Annotated in this window: 20 protein-coding genes; 12 read left to right on the top strand and 8 right to left on the bottom strand. The window is 58.7% G+C overall.

The annotated features are described in order from the left end of the window. Positions 1-157: 157 nt before the first annotated feature. The 3 genes from JIO00_RS24075 to norR all read right to left on the bottom strand — a co-directional run bounded on the left by JIO00_RS24075 (position 158) and on the right by norR (position 3,363). Positions 158-616, bottom strand: coding sequence for a GNAT family N-acetyltransferase (locus tag JIO00_RS24075; protein WP_154912505.1), 459 nt, complete (start codon positions 614-616; stop codon positions 158-160). Positions 617-643: 27 nt separating this feature from the next. Further along, a complete protein-coding gene (locus tag JIO00_RS24070) occupies positions 644-1,546 on the bottom strand; it encodes a chemotaxis protein CheV (protein WP_010458072.1) in 903 nt (300 codons plus the stop codon). 266 nt (positions 1,547-1,812) lie between these two features. Further along, positions 1,813-3,363, bottom strand: a complete 1,551-nt coding sequence (norR, locus tag JIO00_RS24065; protein WP_200666977.1) for a nitric oxide reductase transcriptional regulator NorR — start codon at positions 3,361-3,363, stop codon at positions 1,813-1,815. Positions 3,364-3,520: 157 nt separating this feature from the next. Here norR and hmpA point away from each other — a divergent pair, with 157 nt between their 5' ends. The 10 genes from hmpA to JIO00_RS24015 all read left to right on the top strand — a co-directional run bounded on the left by hmpA (position 3,521) and on the right by JIO00_RS24015 (position 13,018). Then, positions 3,521-4,702 (top strand): NO-inducible flavohemoprotein, encoded by a 1,182-nt coding sequence (hmpA, locus tag JIO00_RS24060; RefSeq protein WP_010458067.1) that lies wholly within the window; start codon positions 3,521-3,523, stop codon positions 4,700-4,702. A 249-nt stretch (positions 4,703-4,951) separates the two neighbouring features. After that, positions 4,952-5,494 (top strand): ester cyclase, encoded by a 543-nt coding sequence (locus JIO00_RS24055; protein WP_200666975.1) that lies wholly within the window; start codon positions 4,952-4,954, stop codon positions 5,492-5,494. A gap of 25 nt (positions 5,495-5,519) precedes the next feature. Further along, positions 5,520-6,029 carry a disulfide bond formation protein B gene (locus tag JIO00_RS24050; protein ID WP_042932579.1) on the top strand — a complete coding sequence of 170 codons (510 nt, stop codon included), beginning with the start codon at positions 5,520-5,522 and terminating at the stop codon, positions 6,027-6,029. 816 nt (positions 6,030-6,845) lie between these two features. Then, a complete protein-coding gene (gene cyoA, locus JIO00_RS24045) occupies positions 6,846-7,790 on the top strand; it encodes a ubiquinol oxidase subunit II (RefSeq protein ID WP_010458061.1) in 945 nt (314 codons plus the stop codon). Between the two features lie 3 nt (positions 7,791-7,793). After that, positions 7,794-9,824 carry a cytochrome o ubiquinol oxidase subunit I gene (cyoB, locus tag JIO00_RS24040; protein ID WP_010458058.1) on the top strand — a complete coding sequence of 677 codons (2,031 nt, stop codon included), beginning with the start codon at positions 7,794-7,796 and terminating at the stop codon, positions 9,822-9,824. Between the two features lie 3 nt (positions 9,825-9,827). After that, positions 9,828-10,454 (top strand): cytochrome o ubiquinol oxidase subunit III, encoded by a 627-nt coding sequence (locus JIO00_RS24035; RefSeq protein ID WP_010458056.1) that lies wholly within the window; start codon positions 9,828-9,830, stop codon positions 10,452-10,454. Further along, positions 10,455-10,790 carry a cytochrome o ubiquinol oxidase subunit IV gene (gene cyoD / locus JIO00_RS24030; protein WP_010458054.1) on the top strand — a complete coding sequence of 112 codons (336 nt, stop codon included), beginning with the start codon at positions 10,455-10,457 and terminating at the stop codon, positions 10,788-10,790. A gap of 11 nt (positions 10,791-10,801) precedes the next feature. Next, the gene (gene cyoE / locus JIO00_RS24025; protein ID WP_077749375.1) at positions 10,802-11,689 is read left to right on the top strand and encodes a heme o synthase; all 888 of its coding nucleotides are present in this window, start codon (positions 10,802-10,804) and stop codon (positions 11,687-11,689) included. A 254-nt stretch (positions 11,690-11,943) separates the two neighbouring features. After that, the gene (locus JIO00_RS24020) at positions 11,944-12,582 is read left to right on the top strand and encodes a DUF6036 family nucleotidyltransferase (protein ID WP_200666973.1); all 639 of its coding nucleotides are present in this window, start codon (positions 11,944-11,946) and stop codon (positions 12,580-12,582) included. After that, positions 12,566-13,018 carry a hypothetical protein gene (locus tag JIO00_RS24015; RefSeq protein ID WP_077749374.1) on the top strand — a complete coding sequence of 151 codons (453 nt, stop codon included), beginning with the start codon at positions 12,566-12,568 and terminating at the stop codon, positions 13,016-13,018. Before JIO00_RS24020 ends, JIO00_RS24015 begins: the two co-directional genes overlap by 17 nt. Before the next feature lie 105 nt (positions 13,019-13,123). Here the strand turns inward: JIO00_RS24015 and JIO00_RS24010 are convergent, their stop codons facing one another. Then, positions 13,124-14,527 carry an aminotransferase-like domain-containing protein gene (locus JIO00_RS24010; RefSeq protein ID WP_200666971.1) on the bottom strand — a complete coding sequence of 468 codons (1,404 nt, stop codon included), beginning with the start codon at positions 14,525-14,527 and terminating at the stop codon, positions 13,124-13,126. 122 nt (positions 14,528-14,649) lie between these two features. Between JIO00_RS24010 and JIO00_RS24005 the strand changes: the two genes are divergently transcribed. Next, entirely contained in the window at positions 14,650-15,144 is a 495-nt protein-coding gene (locus JIO00_RS24005) for a RidA family protein (RefSeq protein WP_042932582.1), read from the top strand. A gap of 172 nt (positions 15,145-15,316) precedes the next feature. Here JIO00_RS24005 and JIO00_RS24000 read toward each other — a convergent pair whose 3' ends face one another. The 4 genes from JIO00_RS24000 to JIO00_RS23985 all read right to left on the bottom strand — a co-directional run bounded on the left by JIO00_RS24000 (position 15,317) and on the right by JIO00_RS23985 (position 19,172). Further along, positions 15,317-16,021, bottom strand: coding sequence for a hypothetical protein (locus JIO00_RS24000; protein WP_010458047.1), 705 nt, complete (start codon positions 16,019-16,021; stop codon positions 15,317-15,319). Positions 16,022-16,137: 116 nt separating this feature from the next. Then, on the bottom strand, positions 16,138-16,881 hold the full coding sequence (locus tag JIO00_RS23995; protein ID WP_200666969.1) for a DUF72 domain-containing protein: 744 nt from the start codon (positions 16,879-16,881) through the stop codon (positions 16,138-16,140). A gap of 60 nt (positions 16,882-16,941) precedes the next feature. After that, entirely contained in the window at positions 16,942-18,459 is a 1,518-nt protein-coding gene (locus JIO00_RS23990; RefSeq protein ID WP_042932584.1) for a sensor histidine kinase, read from the bottom strand. Continuing rightward, the gene (locus JIO00_RS23985) at positions 18,456-19,172 is read right to left on the bottom strand and encodes a response regulator transcription factor (protein WP_010458041.1); all 717 of its coding nucleotides are present in this window, start codon (positions 19,170-19,172) and stop codon (positions 18,456-18,458) included. Before JIO00_RS23985 ends, JIO00_RS23990 begins: the two co-directional genes overlap by 4 nt. Before the next feature lie 152 nt (positions 19,173-19,324). Between JIO00_RS23985 and msrB the strand changes: the two genes are divergently transcribed. Beyond that, a complete protein-coding gene (msrB, locus tag JIO00_RS23980) occupies positions 19,325-19,843 on the top strand; it encodes a peptide-methionine (R)-S-oxide reductase MsrB (RefSeq protein ID WP_077749381.1) in 519 nt (172 codons plus the stop codon). Positions 19,844-19,864: the final 21 nt, after the last annotated feature.

Genomic DNA, 19,864 nt, shown 5'->3' with positions numbered 1-19,864 from the left:
AGTTGGCCGAGGGGTGGAGTATGCCTGATGGTATTGGGTTGAATGTGTCGGCCCCATCGCGGGCAGGCTCGCTCCCACAGTAGATCTTCACCAGACACCGATGTTGTGTACGACAAAAAAACATTGTGGGAGCGAGCCTGCTCGCGATGGCGGTGTATCAGACTGGGACCAATTCTCGGCGGACTACATACATTCCGGCGCTTTCATACAGCCGCTGCGCCCGAAGGTTGTCTTCCAGTACTTTCAAATCCACATAACCTTCCCGGCGGGCCTGAAACACCTGGAACGCGTGGAGCAGTAATGCGCGGCCAAGCCCACGTCGCTGTGCCCGTGGGTGCACCATCAACTTCTTGATGTAGGCGCTGGTCCAGCACTGCGCCACGCCGACGATCCCTTCGGCATCTTGAGCGATGAAGCAGAGCGTGGGGTCATATTCAGGATCGGTTTCAAAACGTCGCTGCCAGATCGCCAATTCCGGCACACGGCCACCGCCTTCCAGGTGACCCAGTTCCATCACGTGATGGACGGCTTGGGCGACTTCGGGACGGTACTCGATCAATTCAATGCCGACCGGCCACGTGATTGCGGGCACCGCCTCGGCAAGGTTGCGCCGCATCAGCAAGCAAAAGCGTTCGGTCATGACTCAGTGACCTTGTTCGGCGACGGCCTTGGCCGCTTCGATCAGGCACCGGGTCAGTTCTGGCGAGGAGAACTTGGTCAGCACCGCGTTGGCCCCGGCCAGGCGCGCTTTCTCACTGTTCATCGCGCTGTCCAGCGATGTGTGCAGCAGCACATAAAGGTGCGAGAAGTCCGGCGTCTCGCGCAGGGTGCGGGTGAACGCGTAGCCGTCCATCTCCGACATTTCGATGTCCGAGACGATCAGGTTGATCTGCTGCGCCGTGCCTTGCAGGTCCAGCAGGCAGTCGATGGCTTCCTTGGCGCTGCGGGCGGTGTGGCATTGCAGGCCGAGGTTGCGCAAGGTGTGAACCGATTGCTGCAGCGCGACCTGGCTGTCGTCGACCACCAGGATCCGAGCGTTACCCAGCACTTCGGCGTCTTCCATGCTCAGTTCGGTCGGGGCCATTTCGATCTGCGCCGGGGCGATGCCGTGGATGACCTTTTCGATATCCAGCACTTGCACCAGGGTGCCGTCGACCGAGGTCACGCCGGTGATGTACGAGCGCACGCCGCCGGAGCCGAAGGGCGGCGGGCGGATGTCGGTGGTCAGGCAGTGGACGATCTTGCTCACGGCCTGAACGTGCAGGCCCTGTTTGGAGCGGCTGACGTCGGTGACGATCAGGCAGCCACCATTCGGGTCTTCCAGTGGCCGCTCGCCGATGGCGCGGCTGAGGTCGATCACCGACAACGAGGCGCCGCGCAAGGTGGCAATGCCTTTGACGTGTGGGTGCGACTCCGGCAGCTTGGTCAGCGGCGGGCAGGGGATGATTTCGCTGACTTTCAGCAGGTTGATTGCCATCAGCTTGCCGCTGCGCAAGGTAAACAGCAGAAGCGAAAGTGAGTCTGCGCGGGCTTTGGTGGTGGACATAAAAACCTTCTGTGGAAAAAGGTGATGGGCGAGTAAAAAGTCGCCAAAAACTATTGATGCCGGGTTATCGACTTGTTGGGGGCAGGCTTTAGGCTAAATACCCATTCCCGGCCCAACGGCGAACCCTGTGGCGAGGGAGCTTGCTCCCGCTGGAGTGCGAAGCACTCCCGATCAGGTGATGTGTGTTATCAGACTATCCGCATTTTCAGGTTTTGCGGCTGCTTCGCAGCCGAGCGGGAGCAAGCTCCCTCGCCACAGTGGGGGGGTTATTTCATCCCTAGGCGCTTGGCCATCCGCCCGAGGTTCGCCCGATCCAGGCCCAACTCGCGCGCCGCGCTTGCCCAGTTGTCGTGGTGCCGTTCCAGGCAAGCGCTGATCAATTGGCGCTGATAATTTTCGGTAGCCTCTCGCAAATCCCCCGACACCAATGCCATTGGGGCCGCCGCCGGTTGCTCGGCGACCACTTCGATGCTGCCATTGGGCAAATCCAGATCCGCCGCACTCAAACTCAGAATCTTCGGCCGTACCTTGCAGTTACCCAGCGCTTTCAAGGCACTGCGACCAATCAAATGCTCCAGCTCCCGCACATTCCCCGGCCAGTCGTATGCCAGCAATGCCACCTGCGCGTCGCTGTTCAGGCGCAGGCTGTTAAGGCCCATCCGCGAGCGGTTCTGTTCCAGGAAATAACCGCTGAGCAGCAACACATCGCGCCCGCGATCGCGCAGGGCCGGTACCAGCAGCGGGTATACGCTCAAGCGGTGATAGAAGTCGGCACGGTAGCGGCCGCTGCGCACTTCTTCGGCCAGGTCGCGGTTAGTCGCTGCGATCAAGCGCACGTCCACCTGATGCTCCTTATCCGACCCCAGGCGCTGCAATTGACCGCTTTGCAGCACCCGCAACAACTTAGCCTGCACGGTCAGGGACAGTTCGCCGACTTCATCAAGAAACAGCGTGCCGCCATTGGCCAGTTCGAACTTGCCGCGCCGATCGCTGGTGGCGCCGGTGAAGGCGCCGCGCACATGGCCGAACAATTCGCTCTCCACCAGGGTGTCCGGCAGGGCGGCGCAGTTGAGGCTGATGATCGGTTTGTCCGCCCTTGGCGAAGCGGCGTGAATCGCCTGCGCGACCAATTCCTTGCCGACCCCGGTTTCGCCGGTGATCAGCACGGTCAGGTCGCTGCCGCCCACCAGGCTGATCTCTTCCACCAGGCGTTTATGCGTCTTGCTCTGCCCGATCATCTCGCGGTTTTGCTGGCCGCTGGCCTGGCGGTAGACCTCGGCGCGCTGATGCTCGTCTTCGGCGCGATTGGCCAGGCGCTCGATGCGTTCGGCGGCGTTGACGGTGGCCGCCGCGAGGCTGGCGAAGGCTTGCAGGGCGTCCAGTTCGATGGGTTCAAATTTTTCCGGGTCGAGGGCGTCGAGGGTCAGCAAGCCCCAGGGACGCTCGTCGATGAATAACGGGCAGCCCATGCAATCGTGAACTTCCAGATGCTCGTCGAGGCCGTCGACCAGACCGTCGTAAGGGTCCGGCAAGTCGCTGTCGGCGGCGAACCGCGTCGGGCCGTGGCTGCTGAGCAACGCTTCGAAACGCGGGTGCTCGCTGACTTTGAAACGGCGGCCCATGGTGTCGGTGCTCAACCCGTCGACGGCCAGCGGCACCAGCCACTCGCCATCCAGGCGCAGCAGGGCGGCGGCATCGCAGGGGAGCAGGGCGCGCATGGCTTCGAGCAGGCGTCGATAACGCTCGCCTTCGGGCAGTTCGCGGGACAGGTCGGAGACCAGCGGTAGCAGGGCGGTAAGCAAGGATTTTGCAGTCATAGTGACTCCGTGTAGTCGGGATGACTATAAGCCAACGTGTGTCGATATGACTACTGTGTTTATAAGTTATTGTTTTTGAAGGGTTAAATAGTTGGCATGGAAAGTGATAACCCTAGGGTCATCAGTTAGCAATCCAAAGTAGCCCAGGAGTCACTTTATGCTTAGCGTTCAAGACCGTGCCATCGTCAAATCCACCGTGCCGTTGCTGGAAAGCGGTGGCGAAGCGCTGATCACTCACTTCTACCGCATGATGCTCTCGGAATACCCGGAAGTGCGCCCGTTGTTCAACCAGGCTCACCAGGCCAGCGGTGATCAGCCGCGCGCCCTGGCCAACGGTGTTCTGATGTACGCGCGCCACATCGACCAGCTCGATCAGTTGGGCGACCTCGTCGCCAAGATCATCAACAAGCACGTGGCCCTGCAAATTCTGCCGGAGCACTACCCGATTGTCGGCACTTGCCTGCTGCGTGCGATCTCCGAAGTGCTGGGCGAAGAAATTGCCACCCCTGAGGTGATGAGTGCCTGGGGCGCGGCCTACGGTCAGTTGGCCGACATCCTGATCGGCGCCGAAACCAGCATCTACGATCAAAAGGAACAGGCACCCGGTGGCTGGCGCGGGGCGCGGGAATTCATCGTGGCGGCCAAGGTCGAGGAAAGCGCGGAAATCACCTCGTTCTACTTCGAACCTGCCGACAAAGGCGCGATTTTGGCAGCGGAACCGGGCCAGTACATCGGCATGAAACTGATCCTCGATGGCGAAGAGATCCGTCGTAACTACTCGCTGTCGGCGTTGGCCAACAAGGGCCAGTACCGCATCAGCGTCAAGCGTGAAACCGGTGGCCGCGCCTCCAACCACTTGCACGATCAGTTGCACGTTGGTTCGAGCATCCAGCTGTTCCCGCCATCGGGCGAGTTCACCCTGACCGCCAGTGACAAACCGCTGGTGCTGATCAGCGGTGGTGTCGGCATCACCCCGACGCTGGCGATGCTGGAAGCGGCGCTGGCCACCGAACGGCCGGTGCACTTTATCCACTGCGCGCGTAACGGCAGCGTTCATGCATTCCGCGACTGGATCGATGGCTTGGCCGAGCGTCACCCGCAACTCAAACGCTTCTATTGCTACGCCGAAGATGATGGCGTGAGTCCGGCGGCCGACACGGTCGGGCTGTTGAGCCGCGAGCAACTGGGCGAGTGGCTGCCGGAGCAGCGCGATCTGGATGCTTACTTCCTGGGGCCGAAAGGGTTCATGGCGGCAATCAAGCGTCACCTCAAGGCGTTGGGTGTGCCGGAGAAGCAGAGCCGTTACGAGTTCTTTGGGCCGGCTTCGGCATTGGAGTAACTGTTTGCGGCGACTCGGGAGACCGAGTCGCTTGCTTCGCGGGCAAGCCCCGCTCCTACAGGTTTTGTACCGTTGCGCAATCGCGCGAACAACACAAAACCTGTAGGAGCGGGGCTTGCACGTGATAGACGCGCCGCGGTCCCGATTCGTAAAAATCCCTTAAAAGTTAATCCGTTCTTAACCGGTTTATCGTTTATTCCCCGATGCTGATGATAGGCGCTCGTTCGTTTACATGATCAGGATCGCCCCATGACTCACTTCACCTTCTCCCGTCTCGTTCTATCGGCTGCGTTACTGGCCAGCCCTTTCGCGTTCGCCGAATCCGCCTTGCTCCAGCCGCAGACCTTGATCGTCGATCAGAGCCTGCCCAAGGCGCAACGTGATGCGATGGAATTGGCAGCTCGTCGTTACGGTAGTTTCTGGAACAGCGGGGAGGAGGCGTTGGCCAAGTCGGCCTTGTCGGAGCAGTTCATCGACATGACCCCGCCTGAAGGCCGGGTCCAGGGGCCGACCGGGCCGCTGCTGGCGTCGAAGTTTTTCCGCACGGCGGTGCCGGACCTGAGCTGCGAGATCGAGCAAATGATCATTGCTGGCGACCGGGTGGTAGTGCATTTGCACTTTCGCGGTCACTTCACTGGTCCGTTCAAGGCTCTCAAAGGTCAGGGCCAGCGTGTAGACTTCCGGGCAACCGATATCTATCAGATCAAAAGCGGTCGCATCGCGGCCAATTGGCATATCGAAGACAACATCAGCCTGATGCAGCAGCTGCAAGCGCAGCCGCCGGCGAGCTGATCCACGAGCATAAAAGGGAAACGCGATGAGCGAGGAAACAATGCGGTTGGGACGTGAACGGCGCTACCTGGTGTTGCTGGGCATCATCTGCCTGGCGCTGATCGGTGGCGCGCTGTACATGCAAGTTGTGCTGGGCGAGGCGCCGTGCCCGCTGTGCATCCTGCAACGTTACGCGCTGTTGCTGATTGCGCTGTTTGCCTTCATTGGCGCGGCGATGCGCACCCGCCGCAGCATCACGGTGTTTGAAACCCTGGTGGTGATTTTCGCACTGGCCGGTGTCGCGGTGGCCGGGCATCACGTCTACACCCAGTTCTACCCGGCGGTCAGCTGTGGCATCGATGTGCTGCAACCGATTGTCGATGGCCTGCCGCTGGCGAAGATTTTCCCGCTGGGCTTTCAGGTCGATGGTTTCTGCTCCACGCCATACCCGCCGATCCTCGGTTTGTCGCTGGCGCAGTGGGCGCTGGTGGCGTTCGTGCTGATCGTGGTGCTGGTGCCGCTGCTCACTTCGCGTAACCGCAAAGCGCTGCGCTGAGGTCATCCGCCACTCGTGCGGATAACGTGAAAAAACGCCCCGGTCCTCATCAAGAGGGCCGGGGCGTTTTGCATTTCAAGGGACAAATAAAAAGTCCGTGATGTGCGACAAGAAAGGGTGCGACACGTGTGCGACATGTTGTCACAGCGTGACTGTCGCAAGGCATTTCAACGGGCAGAATCGGTGTATGGCCTGGCAACAAAATTGGCCTACTCAGGCGTCTGCCGATTGATTGGCCATCGCACGCAAACAGACAGTTTTAACAGCGGCTGGCAAATCGCCAGAGCCCTTGTCTTGTAGGGGCTAGGGCACCGTCGAAGTGTCTGCGTCAGCCCCGATAGCTGTCTGAACTGCGCCCTGTAGACCTACAAATTTTGGTGTTTTTGTTGAGAATTAATTTCGATAAGATGCCGCACTTTTGCAAAATCCGTTAATGATTGTTGCTGGAATGGATAAAAATTATTTCGGGATGAGACATGGTTTATGAGTCGCTACGTATCTACAATCGCCCGCACTGAATTCCGGCACTGCTCACCTTGAGCAGGAAAACAGGGCGTCGAGGGGCTTGAACGCTTCGTGCGACTCCCAGGTGTCGGAGCCTTCCAACTATCCGCACCAAATGGAATTGGTCTGTAACAAGGCCTTTGACCACGAATTCGAATAAGAACTTACCGCTAGCCCAGGATTTGTCGAACAGCGTCTGACGCGCGACGGGCAGCCCTTATTCAATCCAAGAAAAATGCCAACCCTTGGCAGGGTGAAGTGTTGGCGATCAAAACCCAACTGCATTGCGCAAGCTGCTTTAGAGGTCGTGAGATGAGTAAAAACAGGTACCCCAGACTACTAGGCTTATTGCCGCTGCTCGGCACGTTGTTGCTGTCAGGCTGCAACATGACCTTGCTCAATCCCACGGGCCAGGTCGGCCTGGAACAGCGAAACCTGATCATCACCGCCACGCTGCTGATGCTGTTGGTCGTGGTGCCGGTTATCGTGATGACCTTCCTGTTCGCCTGGAAGTACCGTGCCTCTAACAAGGACGCCATTTACACCCCGAAATGGTCTCACTCGACCAAAATCGAAGTGGCCGTCTGGACCATCCCGGTCCTGATCATCGTTGCCCTGGGTTACATCACCTACATTTCGACCCACGAATTGGACCCGTACCGTCCGATTCAATCCGACGTCAAGCCTGTGACCATCGAAGTGGTCGCGCTGGACTGGAAGTGGCTGTTCATCTACCCGGAACAAGGCATTGCCACGGTCAACAAGATCGTGTTCCCGGCGCACACGCCAATCAACTTCAAGATCACCTCCGACGCCGTGATGAACTCGTTCTTCATCCCGGGCCTGGGCGGCCAGATCTACGCGATGGCGGGCATGCAGACCAAGCTGCACTTGATCGCTGACCGTAACGCTGAAATGGACGGTATCTCCGCCAACTACAGCGGCGCGGGTTTCACCGGTATGAAATTCAAAGCGATCGCAACTTCCCAGGAAGATTTCGACGCCTGGGTAAGTGAAGTCAAAAAGTCACCTAAGCAGCTTGAACAAGTTGAGTACGCAGCCCTTGCCAAGCAGAGCCAGAACAACCCAGTCGAGCTCTACTCCTCGGTGACGCCGAACCTGTTCCAGACCATCGTCGACAAGTACGAAGGCATGAAACCGGGTCCTAAGGTGAAGCACGAGAAGAAAGAGAAAGAAGTGGCCGCTACGCAAGGAATGGACATGAACTCGCATTCAGCTGCCGGGGCAGAGGAGTAAACGATGTTTGGTAAATTAAGTTGGGAAGCGGTCCCGTTCCACGAACCGATCGTGATGATAACCATCGCCATGATCGCGCTCGGTGGTCTGGCACTGTTCGCTGCAATCACCTACTTCAAGAAGTGGACCTACTTGTGGACCGAGTGGCTGACGTCGGTCGACCACAAGAAAATCGGCGTGATGTACATCATCGTCGCCATGGTCATGCTGCTGCGCGGTTTTGCCGACGCCATCATGATGCGTACCCAGCTGGCAATGGCCACCGAGGGTTCGCCTGGCTACCTGCCGCCTGAACACTATGACCAGATCTTCACCGCCCACGGTGTGATCATGATCATCTTCATGGCGATGCCATTCTTCACCGGCCTGATGAACCTTGCAGTGCCGCTGCAGATCGGCGCGCGTGACGTTGCCTTCCCGTTCCTGAACTCCCTGAGCTTCTGGCTGCTGGTGTCCGGCGTGGTGCTGATCAACCTGTCCCTGGGCGTCGGCGAATTCGCCAAGACCGGTTGGGTTGCCTATCCGCCGCTGTCGGGCCTGCAATACAGTCCGGGCGTGGGGATGGATTACTACATCTGGGCGCTACAGCTATCGGGTCTGGGGACAACGCTGACGGGGGTCAACTTCCTGGCCACCGTGCTGAAAATGCGTACCCCTGGCATGAAACTGATGGACATGCCGATCTTCACCTGGACCTGCACCTGGGCCAACGTCCTGATCGTGGCTTCGTTCCCGATCCTGACCGCTACCCTGGCACTGCTGACGCTTGACCGTTACATGGATTTCCACATTTTCACCAATGAACTTGGTGGCAATCCAATGATGTACGTCAACCTGTTCTGGGCGTGGGGTCACCCTGAGGTGTACATCCTGATCCTGCCGGCATTCGGCATTTTCTCGGAAGTCATCTCGGCCTTCACCGGCAAGAAACTGTTTGGCCACCACTCGATGATCTACGCTTCCGGCGCGATCTCGGTACTGGGCTTCATGGTTTGGCTGCACCACTTCTTCACCATGGGTTCGGGTGCCAACGTCAACGCCTTCTTCGGCCTGGCGACGATGCTGATTTCGATCCCGACGGGGGTGAAGCTATTCAACTGGCTGTTCACCATTTACCAGGGCCGTCTGCGTTTCACCAGCCAGGTTCTGTGGACCCTGGGCTTCATGGTGACCTTCGCCATCGGCGGCATGACCGGCGTATTGCTGGCCATCCCGGGTGCTGACTTCGTACTGCACAACAGCCTGTTCGTGATCGCGCACTTCCATAACGTGATCATCGGCGGCGCGGTATTCGGCTACATCGCAGGCTTCGCCTTCTACTTCCCGAAAGCGTTCGGCTTCAAGCTGCACGAAGGCTGGGGCAAGGCAGCGTTCTGGTTCTGGATCAGCGGCTTCTTCGTCGCGTTCATGCCGCTCTATGCACTGGGCTTCATGGGCATGACCCGTCGTCTGAACGCCACCACCAACCCTGAGTGGGTGCCGTACCTGTATGTCGCCATGTTCGGTGCGGTGATGATCGCTGTCGGCATCGCCTGCCAACTGATCCAGCTGTACGTCAGTGTGCGTGACCGCAACAAGCCAGAGAATATGTGCGAACACGGTGATCCGTGGAATGCCCACACGCTGGAATGGTCGACCTCGTCTCCACCACCGTTCTACAACTTTGCCGTGCTGCCGAAAGCCGACTGCATCGACCCGTTCACCGAAGCCAAGGAAAACGGTACTGCGTACCGCGCTCCGGCCAAGTACGAGCCGATCCACATGCCGAACAACACCGCCACTGGCGTGGTGATGGGCGCGCTGTTGACCGTGTTCGGTTTCGCGATGATCTGGCACATCTGGTGGCTGGCAATCGCGAGCCTGGCTGGCACTGTCATCTACTTCGTGATCCACGCTGCACGTGACGATCAAGGCTACATGGTGCCGGTCGATGTGATCGAACGCATCGAAGCCGAGCAGCACAAGCGTCTGGTCGCGGCAGGGAAAATCCCGGCCACCGCCACCCGTGTTGAAACCTCGTTGGAACAGGCTTAAACCATGTCGAACTTAGTGACCAATGCTGGACACACCCATGTCGATGGACATGGGCACGATGACCATCACCACGACTCGGGCGAGATGACCGTATACGGTTTCTGGCTCTACCTGATGACCGACTGCATTCTGTTTGCGTCGATCTTCGCGGTGTACGCGGTACTGGTTAACAACGTCGCCGGTGGCCCGTCGGGCCACGACATCTTCGAACTGCCTTACGTGCTGGGCGAAACCGCTCTGCTGTTGTTCAGTTCGATCACCTACGGCTTCGCCATGCTGGCGTTCTACCGGGGTAACAAGAAGCAGGTCCTGGGCTGGTTGGCCATGACCTTCCTGTTCGGTGCCGGCTTCATCGGCATGGAGATCAACGAGTTCCACGTGTTGATCGCCGAAGGCTACGGCCCTAGCCGCAGCGGCTTCCTGTCCGGGTTCTTCACCCTGGTCGGTACCCACGGTCTGCACGTGACCAGCGGTCTGATCTGGATGGCGATCATGATGTATCAGGTCAACAAGCATGGCCTGACGTCGACCAACAAGACCCGCCTGAGCTGCCTGAGCCTGTTCTGGCACTTCCTGGACGTCGTGTGGATCTGCGTATTCACCGTTGTTTACCTGATGGGGACTATGTAAATGGCTAACACACACTCCCATGACAGCCACGACGCCGGCCACGGCAGCGTCAAGTCCTACGCGATCGGCTTCATCCTGTCGGTGATCCTGACCGTCATCCCGTTTGCGCTGGTGATGTACCCGACGCTGCCGAAGTCGATCACCCTGATGATCGTCCTGGCATTCGCCGTGATCCAGGTGCTGGTGCACCTGGTGTACTTCCTGCACCTGGACCGTTCGGCCGCGCAGCGTAACAACGTGATTGCATTTGTTTTCGCCGCGATCGTGATTGTCCTGCTGGTGGGCCTGTCGCTGTGGATCATGTTCAGCATCCACACGTTCATGATGGCGAAGTGAGGTAAGTCCGGATGTCCTTTAAGCACTTTATCCAAATCACCAAACCGGGGATCATTTTCGGTAACGTGCTTTCAGTGGCAGGCGGATTTTTCCTGGCCTCTAAAGGGCATGTCGATCTGGCCATCTTCCTGGCGGCAATGATCGGCACCTCCCTGGTGGTGGCTTCCGGTTGCGTGTTCAACAACTGCATCGACCGCGACATCGACCTGAAGATGGAGCGCACCAAGAACCGCGTACTGGTCCAGGGCCTGATCTCCCTGAAACTGGCGCTGATCTTCGCGACCGTCCTCGGTGTGGCCGGCGTTGCATTGTTGTACAAGGTGGCGAACCCGTTGGCCGCGCTGTTCGCGGTGATCGGTTTCGTCATCTACGTCGGCTTCTACAGCCTGTACCTCAAGCGCAAGTCGGTTCACGGCACGCTGGTGGGCAGTCTGTCGGGTGCGATGCCGCCGGTGATTGGCTACGTGGCCGTGACCAACAACTTCGACATGGCCGCACTGACGTTGCTGGTGATGTTCAGCCTGTGGCAGATGCCGCATTCCTACGCCATCGCGATCTTCCGCTTCAACGATTACCGGGCCGCATCGATTCCGGTGTTGCCCGTGAAGCGCGGGATTCAAGTGGCCAAGCGGCACATCCTGCTCTACATCCTGGCGTTCCTCGTGGCGACCTTGATGCTGACCTTCAGCGGCTACGCCGGCATGAGCTACCTCGCCGTCGCCGCGGCCATGGGCATGTACTGGTTGTACATGGCCTGGACCGGCTACAAGGCAGTCGATGACACGGTCTGGGCACGCAAGCTGTTCGTGTTCTCGATCTTCACCATCACCGCGTTGAGCGTGATGATGTCGCTGGACTTCAAAGTGCCGAGTGAGTTGTTGCTGACTTACGCGCCTTAAGCGCCGGCTGCTGTAAAGAAAAGCCCCGTCTTCGAGAGAAGAGCGGGGCTTTTTGTTGGGTGCGATTCAGTCGTTTGGCACACCAAGTCTCGTAGGCGCGCAACTAATGCGAGGCCCAGTGCTCCTGCTTACCCATGTGGAAGAATCTTCCTACAAACCTTTCAGGTTGTCGGTCGGAAGTCGTCTTTCTAACCTCGGGCTTTGCCAAATCAGCTGCAGCAGCTGCCTGGCGTTTTGTCGCTAGAGGTTCGAATATGGATTTGCCGGACGTAATCAATCCCCGTGTTATTACGAGCACGGCGTTAGGGCAGGCTTTGATTTCAATGTTCAAATCTGTCGAAGCTGAGTTGGTGCTTGAGTCTGCAGACACTGGGGCGGTCAAAATTATTGTGTTCGGTGGGTGTGCGGTTCACCTCTATACAAATCACCGTGTTTCCACGGATGTCGATGCCGAAATTTACGAGGCTAATGTCCCAAAAGGTCTCCACCTTCAAACCATGCTCGCAGAGGTTCCGGAAGAGTTTGTCGATGAACGATCCGGTCGATTGATGGAACTGAACTACGACCTTCAATACAACACAAGCTTTGGGCCTGTTCACGAGGATTACTGGGAGCGAAGCCTTCCACTTGCCGAGTTTCCGAATGAGTCTCCTCTGCATGTTCACATTGCATCGCCTATCGACATTGCCATTTCTAAATTGGGCAGAGCTACGGATCAGGACATTGGCGATATCATGGCGCTGCTCAGAAGTGGTTTCATACTCACCACTGAGCTCCGCCGACTGGCGTTGCAGGCTATTGATGTATATGTTGGCAATAAAGAATCACCAACCTCTGTTCTCGAAAATATTCTGCAAAACTATCTGGAGAATACAGATGACGAAGCCCCTTAGCGGCCACGTCCTCTCATCCGCTTTGGACACTCTGGTCAAAAGTCCTTTGAATCAAGCAGATGACGTTGCGCTTGTGAGCGCTGCCAAAGCTGTTTGGTACTCAAGCTCGAACCTCTCAAGTGAAGTCACGGCTTTTTTGAGTCGGCATTCTGATGAGGTCGAGGTTCGTCGCGCAGGCTACCTGCTCGAACGCTTTACACGTTTTTCATGCGTGTCTGATAGCCGAGTGTTGGAAACCTTTAATGCCCTTGAGCTTTTTGCCTACTCGACTTTCAAGCAAGGCGTGAAGCCAGAACCAGCCGCGCCGCTTCGCCGTCGCCGTGATGAACTGGCAGCCTCCTGGGGGTTGAGTGAAGGCCTTGGCCTAAAGGCTCAAACCCTCATGCCTTTTCAGACTCGACATTACGAGGCGGAGCAACGCGCAACATTTTCTTGAGCCTGAGTTGCAAAACAAGAACCCGATGCAGCTCCGGTTGAAAGCCCCGCCTTCGAGAGAAGAGCGGGGCTTTTTGTTGGAACAGCAAAATGGCATCAGAAAAACTCAGCGATCGAGCAGCCGGAAAAACTGCTCGCGCACCTGCAGGCTATCGCTATGCGCAACATTGAAACGCAGGAAGCTGCTGGCATCGGCGGCCTTGCTCAACAGGGTGCCGGGCGCCAGCACCAGGTCGTGTTCGAGGCCTTTGCCGGCCAGGGTTTCGGCGTGCAGTCCTTCGGGCAACCGAGTCCAGATGAACAGCCCTTCACCCGCTATCGATGACACCGAACATCCCGCCTCTACCAGCCATCTCGTCACGCGACTGCTCGACTCATACAGGCGATCCACCGTGCGCCGGGTGTGTTTGGCGTAGCTGCCGTTACTGAGCATGGTGCAGGTGATCTGCTCCGCCAGTTCCGAGGTCACGCCGCCGCAGGCCATCTTCAAGGTGATCATGCGTGCGGCCAGTTGCGGCGATAGCGCGGTGTAGCTGACCCGGCTGTTGGCGGTCAGGGTCTTGGAGAAACCGGACACGTAACTGACATTGTCCAGACCGCTCGCGGCCAGGCGCGGGGTGCGTCTTTGCTGGATGTCGCCATACAAGTCATCTTCGAGGATGTGGACGCCGTAACGGTGACTCAGCTCCAGCAAGCGATAAACCTGGGCGGCGGAGAACGAGTGTCCGGTCGGGTTGTGCAGCGTGCTGTTGGTCATATACAGCACTGGGCGATGGGCGATCAGTAATTGCTCGAACGCTTCCAGGTCCAGCCCGTCGCAATCGCGGGCGATGGTGATGACCTTGGCGCCGTGCAGCGCCAGGTTGGTGTGCATGTTGAAGTAGCACGGATCGTCGAGCAGCACGGTGTCGCCGGGTTTTATCAACAGGCGCATCAGTAGGTCGATGGCCTGCACGGTATTGGCGGTGGTGATGATCTGCTCCACCGGCACCTCGATGCCGACGGTCGACAGCTTCACGCGCAACGCCTCGCGCAACGGGAGGTAACCACCGACCTCACCGTACTCGCCCATGCGCAGCGCGGTCGCACGAAGGGTGCTGCGCACGGCTTTGAGCAATTCGTCGGCGGGCAGCCACGAGGCGGGCAGAAATCCGCAGCCAGGGCGCAGCGCGCCGTTGTTCAGCAGCAAGGCGCGGCGGACCCGGCTGAGTGTGTCTTGGGGATGCAGGTCCGGGCCAGTTGCATGCTGGGATTGGATGCTTGGGCGGTGAATGTAATGCCCCGAACCCTGGCGTGAAACCACCAACCCCTTGGCCCGCAACCGGTCGAGAGCATCGACCACCGTGGACTTGCCGACGTTCATCAACTCGGACAGCTCGCGAATCGGTGGCAACTTGGCCCCGTTCGGCAGGCCACCCTGGTTGATGGCCAAAGACAGCTGATCGACGATCTGCTGCACCAGCGGCACTCCGGGCTGGAACTCGATGGCGGCGATGACGGCGCGCTGCATTTTACTGGTCTCCCTGGCAGTAAAGTTTGTTGGATCTTATACGAAGTTGCCCTGATCAAGACACGCATCTCTCTCTACCATCATCTGCGCGTATGCATGATTGATTAAGAGGGGTTCGGTTAATGAGTAATCAAATGAGTCGCGACGAACGCTTCCTCGCGATGGCGAAAGAACTCGGCTTTGATATCTACGACGAGAATTCTGCCGGCGGGCATTACGCCCCGGTGGTCCGGCACGATGACGAACTGTATGTCAGCGGGCTGGTGCCGCGTATGAACGGAAAAATCCAGTACCCCGGCCGAGTGGGACTGGAACTCAACCTGGCCGATGCCCAAGAGGCTGCCGGTATCAGCGCGATACGCGGGCTTGCCCTGATCCGTGAGGCCATCGGCTCACTGGATAACCTCAAGGCATTGCTGCGCATCACGGTCTACGTGAAATCCACGTTTGACTTTGTAGACCTCAGTGAAGTGGCCAACGGTGCGTCTGACGTCTTCACGCATGTATTGGGTGAGGCCGGTAAACACACCCGAACGACCGTCGGTGTTTACCAGCTGCCGAAAAATGCGCCGATTGAAGTGGACATGATCGCGGCCCTGCATCCGTCAGCGCGATAATTCTTTCGGGCATACCTGCTTTTGCGGCGAGGGAGCTTGCTCCCGCTTGAGTGGGTAGCACTCACAAGAGTCGGCATTGTTGCCACATTTTTTGGGGCCGCTACGCAGCCCGGCGGGAGCAAGCTCCCTCGCCACAGGTTCCTTGCTGACTGAAAGCTTTCAGGTTGATCGGTTACTGCGCAGCGATGCTGTAACCGTCGAACGCGGTTTGTTGTTGAATAGCAGTGATGATGTTCTTGCGGTTGACCGCTTGTTCGGCCCCGGTATTGTCCAGGAACGTTTCGTTTTCAATGGCCGCGTCTTCACCTTCGCCGACGAAAGTGAAACCGAGGAACTCCAGCGCTTTGCGATCAACGTTCAGGCTCGCACGTGGCGTGCGCAGCGGCAGCGTAACGCTCACGCCATCCTTGCTGATGGTGAACACTTCGAGGTCTTTCTTGGCGCGAGCCACTTTGCTCTTGCCCGTGCTTGGGTTGCTGATGGCCTGGTGAGTCTGGTTCAGCACCTTCAACGCCAGGCCATAGACGATTTCCTGAAACGCCGGGTCTTCCTTGAAGCTGGAAAGAATACGGCTGATCGGGAATTTGCTGCTCAGGTCTTCCAGCGCGGCAATGTCGGACGCTTCAGCGTCTTTCAGTTGTTTGAGCTCGCCCATCAGTTCATAGGCTTTATCGTCGTCGAAGCTGTCGTGCGCCTGGCGAATCGCGGCGCGCAGCTCGCGGATCTGGTCGCTTTCCCGGGTGGATTGAAAAGCGTCCAGGACCATCTCGCTGATGGTCTTGGCCTGTGGCACATGCTGTGAAAGATTGATGGAGTTTTCGTATTCCGCTTTGGACGACAAGGTGACTACGGATTCAGCGGTATTGGAATCGGACATTGAAATTTCACTACTTCTTTTAACTTGGGTTTAGGCGAGAAAGCACAGGGCCTTTTCAGGCCGCCTAATCTATTGGACCTGACCCGAGTTGTCACGGATGAACAGGCGGTTGGTCATCATTTTTGGCGCTGGGATGTCATTCGCTGAAGCTCCAGCGCATTGGCGGTCGCCGCACCACTGGCGGTGTTGTCGAAGATGCACCAGGTGGGAACGCCGTCAGCTTGGGGGTGTAGCGTTCGAGCCAGGTCTTCAAGCCATGGTTTCTCGTAGTTTGAACAGTAGATTCGCGGCGACCCGTGCAATCGGTAGTAGCGGATGCCCGGCCAGGCACCGGGTACATCGCCATTGGGCAGTGGCGAAGGATCGGCTGCCACTTGGCCTATTCGATGCTCCATCAGCAGCGCCTGCGCCTCGGCTGTTTGCCAGCTGACGTGCCTGGGTTCAAACACGGCGAAGCCTGTGTAGCGCGAACGAAAGGTGGCGAAAAAGGTTTCGGCCGTGTTGACGTCAAAGGGCAAGGAGGGCGGAAGCTGGATCAGCAGGCAGCCAAGCTTCTGGCCCAGGTGGATGCATTGCTCAATAAAGTCATCGATCAACTGTTCACCATTCACCAAGCGAGCCTCGTGGGTGATCTGCTTGGGGACTTTGACTGAAAACCTGAAATTTTCCGGCACGCTTTCAGCCCATCGCGCATAGGTTGCCGGGCGGTGTGGTCGATAAAACGAGCTGTTGATTTCCGCGCACATCAGCTGTGCCGCGTACCGTTGCAGGTGAGTGCCTTCGTCGGGAAAAGCACTCCATTGCTCACGGGGAAGGCTCCATCCGGCGCAGCCGATATACAAGGGCGTCGTGGCCGTCATCAACGTTTTCTCGCCTCAGCATCGGGTATCGGGTTCAAAGCTGTGACCGCCGAAACCGGGCTATTTCCCCATCGAATTCAGGTTCATCGAGCGAACGGCCCATTTTTCGGCTGTTTGTTCATCCACTGGCAAGGAGAAACGGAAAGTCGCCCCCCGTCCCGGAACGTCGATCAACTGAATCTCGCGACCGTGCAGTTGCAGGATCCGATGCACGATGCGCAGCCCCAGCCCGCCATCGCGCCGGGCACCGCCAATGTTGAACGGACGCAGAAACAAACCTTCGCGCAATTCGGGGGCGATGCCGGGGCCGGTGTCGCTGACGGTGACTTCGATGAAGGGCCCTTGAGGTCGCAGGCTCAGTTCGATTTCTCCACCTTGCGGGGTATCGCGCAGGGCATTGTCGAACAGGTTGGTCAGCACACGTTCGATCAGCCCCAGGTCGGCGCAGACGGCCGAGACGTTGGGCGCGAAGTTGGCCTTGAGTTCAATCTGGCGCGCTTCGGCGGTGAGTTCGAACTTCTGGAAGATGTCCTGCACAAGATCGGTCAGGGAGAAACGCTCCAGCACCGGTTGCACAAAGCCGTGTTCCAGCCGCACCAGTTCCAGCAGCGATTGCGCCAGGCCGCCAACCTTGCGGCTTTGATCCAGGGCGATGCCCAGATAGCGACGGCGGTCGGCGGGGGACAGCGTGGCGTCTTTGAGCGACAGGGTTTCCAGATAACCGTGCAGCGAGGCCAGCGGTGTGCGCAGGTCGTGGGAGATGTTCGCCACCAATTCGCGGCGTTCCTGATCCTGGCGAGTCAGCGAGCGCCATTGTTCGCCGAGACGGGTTTGCATCTGGCGGAAAGCGGCGTCGAGTACGGCTATTTCATCGTGGCTCGATGCTTTTTCTACCGGGTCCGATGCGGGCGGTGTGGAGGGGACTCCGTCGATGTCGAACTGGCTGACTCGATCGGTCAATCGACGCAACGGTCGGGTGATCAGGGCAAATGCGGCAAGGCCGGCGATCAGGCACAGCGACGCCACCAGACCGATAGACAGCAGCGCCGTATTGAGCGCGGCGCTGGTGGCACCGCGTTCGGCGAAGCGGTCGTGTTCTTCACTGAGCAACACCACATAGAGGTAACCTTCCGGCTTGCCGTTGACCTGCAACGGCGCTGCGCTGAACACCTTGCGTCCGTCGACGCTGCGCGGGTCGTCGCCGAGAATCGGCAGCGCCTCGCCCTTGAGCAAGCGCTGGATCGGTGCCAGATCGACCCGATCCCGACGCATCCGGCCTTCGGGGGCGGCGCTGCCGACAATGAGCCCCTCGTTATCAAGCAGATAGACCTCGACACTCGGATTGACCAGCATGAGTTTGCTGAACAATTCGCGCACGGCATTGGGCATCAGGCCATTGGTGTCCATCAGCACAGTGTCGCGGGCGATGTGCTGGGCGAGATCACGCGACAGCCCTTGAACCACCTCCAGTTCGTGCATTTTGTTGGAGCGCACTTGCATCCAGGCCGAGGTGCCGCAGCACACCAGCAACAGAATGGCGAACACCAGGGACAGGCGCTGTGTCAGGGTCAGCCTCATGGCTGCTCCTCCTTGGCCGCGAATTTATAGCCACGACCCCATACCGTGAGGATGCGCGCAGGTTGTGCCGGATCGGCTTCGATCTTGGCCCGCAGGCGATTGATGTGGGTGTTGACCGTGTGTTCGTAGCCTTCGTGGCTGTAGCCCCAGACTGCGTTGAGCAGGTCCATCCTCGAGAACACCTTGCCAGGCTGGCGGACGAAGAAATACAGCAGGTCGAACTCTCGCGGGGTCAGGTCCAGGCGACGACCGTCGAGGGACACGTCGCGGGTGATCGGGTCGATGGACAGGCCGTTGGTGATCAGGCTGCCGGCGTCCATTTTCAGGTTGCGGGCCATGGCGTCGACACGTCGCAGCAGGGCTTTGACCCGGGCGACCAGCTCAAGCATTGAAAAAGGCTTGGCCAGGTAATCGTCGGCCCCGAGTTCCAGCCCCAGGATCCGGTGCATTTCACTGGAGCGGGCGCTGGTGATGATGATCGGTGTGTAGCGGGCCATGGCCCGCGCCCGACGGCAGATTTCCAGGCCGTCGACGCCGGGCAACATCAGGTCGAGGATCAGTGCGTCCCAGCTTCCTTGCTGCAGCAGTCGCATACCCTCATCACCGTCGGCGCAGTGCACCACCTCGAACTGCTCATCGCGCAGATGCAGGCAGATAAGGTCGGCGATGTGCAGGTCGTCCTCGACCACCAGGACACGTTTGGTCTGTTCCATAAAGCTCAATCCTTTGTAGCGCAATGGGCACATTGTGCGGGTTTTCCCCGGGGCGAGTTATCACGAATTGTTTAACTGTCCGTGAGGATTTGGCGATCAACCCAAGCCTAGGCTGTGTTCCCTATCAGGCACTTGGAATTTTGGAGATGGCCATGTTTTCACGGCGACAATTTCTTGTAGCGAGCGGCGGGCTGGGCGCTGCAGCCCTGGTGATCGGTGTGTTGCCAAAATTTGCCGCCCATTCGGCGCTGGTCAGCGAGGCCAGTGCGTCGGAGGTGTTCGAGGTGACTCACAGTGACAGCGAATGGCGCGCGATGCTCAGTGCCGAGCAGTACGAAATCCTGCGCGAAGAAGGCACCGAACGGGCCTACAGCAGCCCGTTGAACAACGAGCATCGCGAGGGAATTTTCGCCTGTGCCGGGTGTGATTTGCCGCTGTTCTCATCCGACACGAAGTTTGACAGCCGCACCGGTTGGCCCAGCTTCTGGGCGCCACTGGACAAGGCGGTGGCGACCCGTCAGGACCGTTCCTTCGGCGTGCTGCGCGAAGCAGTCCACTGCCGGCGTTGCGGGGGGCATCTGGGCCACGTCTTCGACGATGGGCCCAAGCCGACCGGCCTGCGTTACTGCATGAACGGTCTGGCGATGACCTTCGAGCCCGGGGCGGCGTGACCCATGGGCACTTCCTTTCAC

The organism is Pseudomonas sp. SW-3 (assembly GCF_016615645.1).
In the GTDB taxonomy this organism is placed as follows: Bacteria; Pseudomonadota; Gammaproteobacteria; order Pseudomonadales; family Pseudomonadaceae; genus Aquipseudomonas; species Aquipseudomonas mandelii.
This window is presented reverse-complemented; position numbering and strand designations above follow the sequence as displayed.

Excerpts from the sequence above, each read along its gene's own strand:
- hmpA (WP_010458067.1), top strand. The coding sequence starts at position 3,521 with ATGCTTAGCGTTCAAGACCGTGCCATCGTCAAATCCACCGTGCCGTTG.
- cyoE (WP_077749375.1), top strand. The coding sequence starts at position 10,802 with ATGTCCTTTAAGCACTTTATCCAAATCACCAAACCGGGGATCATTTTC.
- JIO00_RS24015 (WP_077749374.1), top strand. The coding sequence starts at position 12,566 with ATGACGAAGCCCCTTAGCGGCCACGTCCTCTCATCCGCTTTGGACACT.
- JIO00_RS23995 (WP_200666969.1), bottom strand. The coding sequence starts at position 16,881 with ATGACGGCCACGACGCCCTTGTATATCGGCTGCGCCGGATGGAGCCTT.
- cyoB (WP_010458058.1), top strand. The coding sequence starts at position 7,794 with ATGTTTGGTAAATTAAGTTGGGAAGCGGTCCCGTTCCACGAACCGATC.
- JIO00_RS23985 (WP_010458041.1), bottom strand. The coding sequence starts at position 19,172 with ATGGAACAGACCAAACGTGTCCTGGTGGTCGAGGACGACCTGCACATC.
- JIO00_RS24035 (WP_010458056.1), top strand. The coding sequence starts at position 9,828 with ATGTCGAACTTAGTGACCAATGCTGGACACACCCATGTCGATGGACAT.
- JIO00_RS24010 (WP_200666971.1), bottom strand. The coding sequence starts at position 14,527 with ATGCAGCGCGCCGTCATCGCCGCCATCGAGTTCCAGCCCGGAGTGCCG.
- JIO00_RS24000 (WP_010458047.1), bottom strand. The coding sequence starts at position 16,021 with ATGTCCGATTCCAATACCGCTGAATCCGTAGTCACCTTGTCGTCCAAA.
- JIO00_RS23990 (WP_042932584.1), bottom strand. The coding sequence starts at position 18,459 with ATGAGGCTGACCCTGACACAGCGCCTGTCCCTGGTGTTCGCCATTCTG.
- JIO00_RS24020 (WP_200666973.1), top strand. The coding sequence starts at position 11,944 with ATGGATTTGCCGGACGTAATCAATCCCCGTGTTATTACGAGCACGGCG.
- JIO00_RS24055 (WP_200666975.1), top strand. The coding sequence starts at position 4,952 with ATGACTCACTTCACCTTCTCCCGTCTCGTTCTATCGGCTGCGTTACTG.
- JIO00_RS24070 (WP_010458072.1), bottom strand. The coding sequence starts at position 1,546 with ATGTCCACCACCAAAGCCCGCGCAGACTCACTTTCGCTTCTGCTGTTT.
- JIO00_RS24050 (WP_042932579.1), top strand. The coding sequence starts at position 5,520 with ATGAGCGAGGAAACAATGCGGTTGGGACGTGAACGGCGCTACCTGGTG.
- msrB (WP_077749381.1), top strand. The coding sequence starts at position 19,325 with ATGTTTTCACGGCGACAATTTCTTGTAGCGAGCGGCGGGCTGGGCGCT.
- JIO00_RS24005 (WP_042932582.1), top strand. The coding sequence starts at position 14,650 with ATGAGTAATCAAATGAGTCGCGACGAACGCTTCCTCGCGATGGCGAAA.
- norR (WP_200666977.1), bottom strand. The coding sequence starts at position 3,363 with ATGACTGCAAAATCCTTGCTTACCGCCCTGCTACCGCTGGTCTCCGAC.
- cyoA (WP_010458061.1), top strand. The coding sequence starts at position 6,846 with ATGAGTAAAAACAGGTACCCCAGACTACTAGGCTTATTGCCGCTGCTC.
- cyoD (WP_010458054.1), top strand. The coding sequence starts at position 10,455 with ATGGCTAACACACACTCCCATGACAGCCACGACGCCGGCCACGGCAGC.
- JIO00_RS24075 (WP_154912505.1), bottom strand. The coding sequence starts at position 616 with ATGCGGCGCAACCTTGCCGAGGCGGTGCCCGCAATCACGTGGCCGGTC.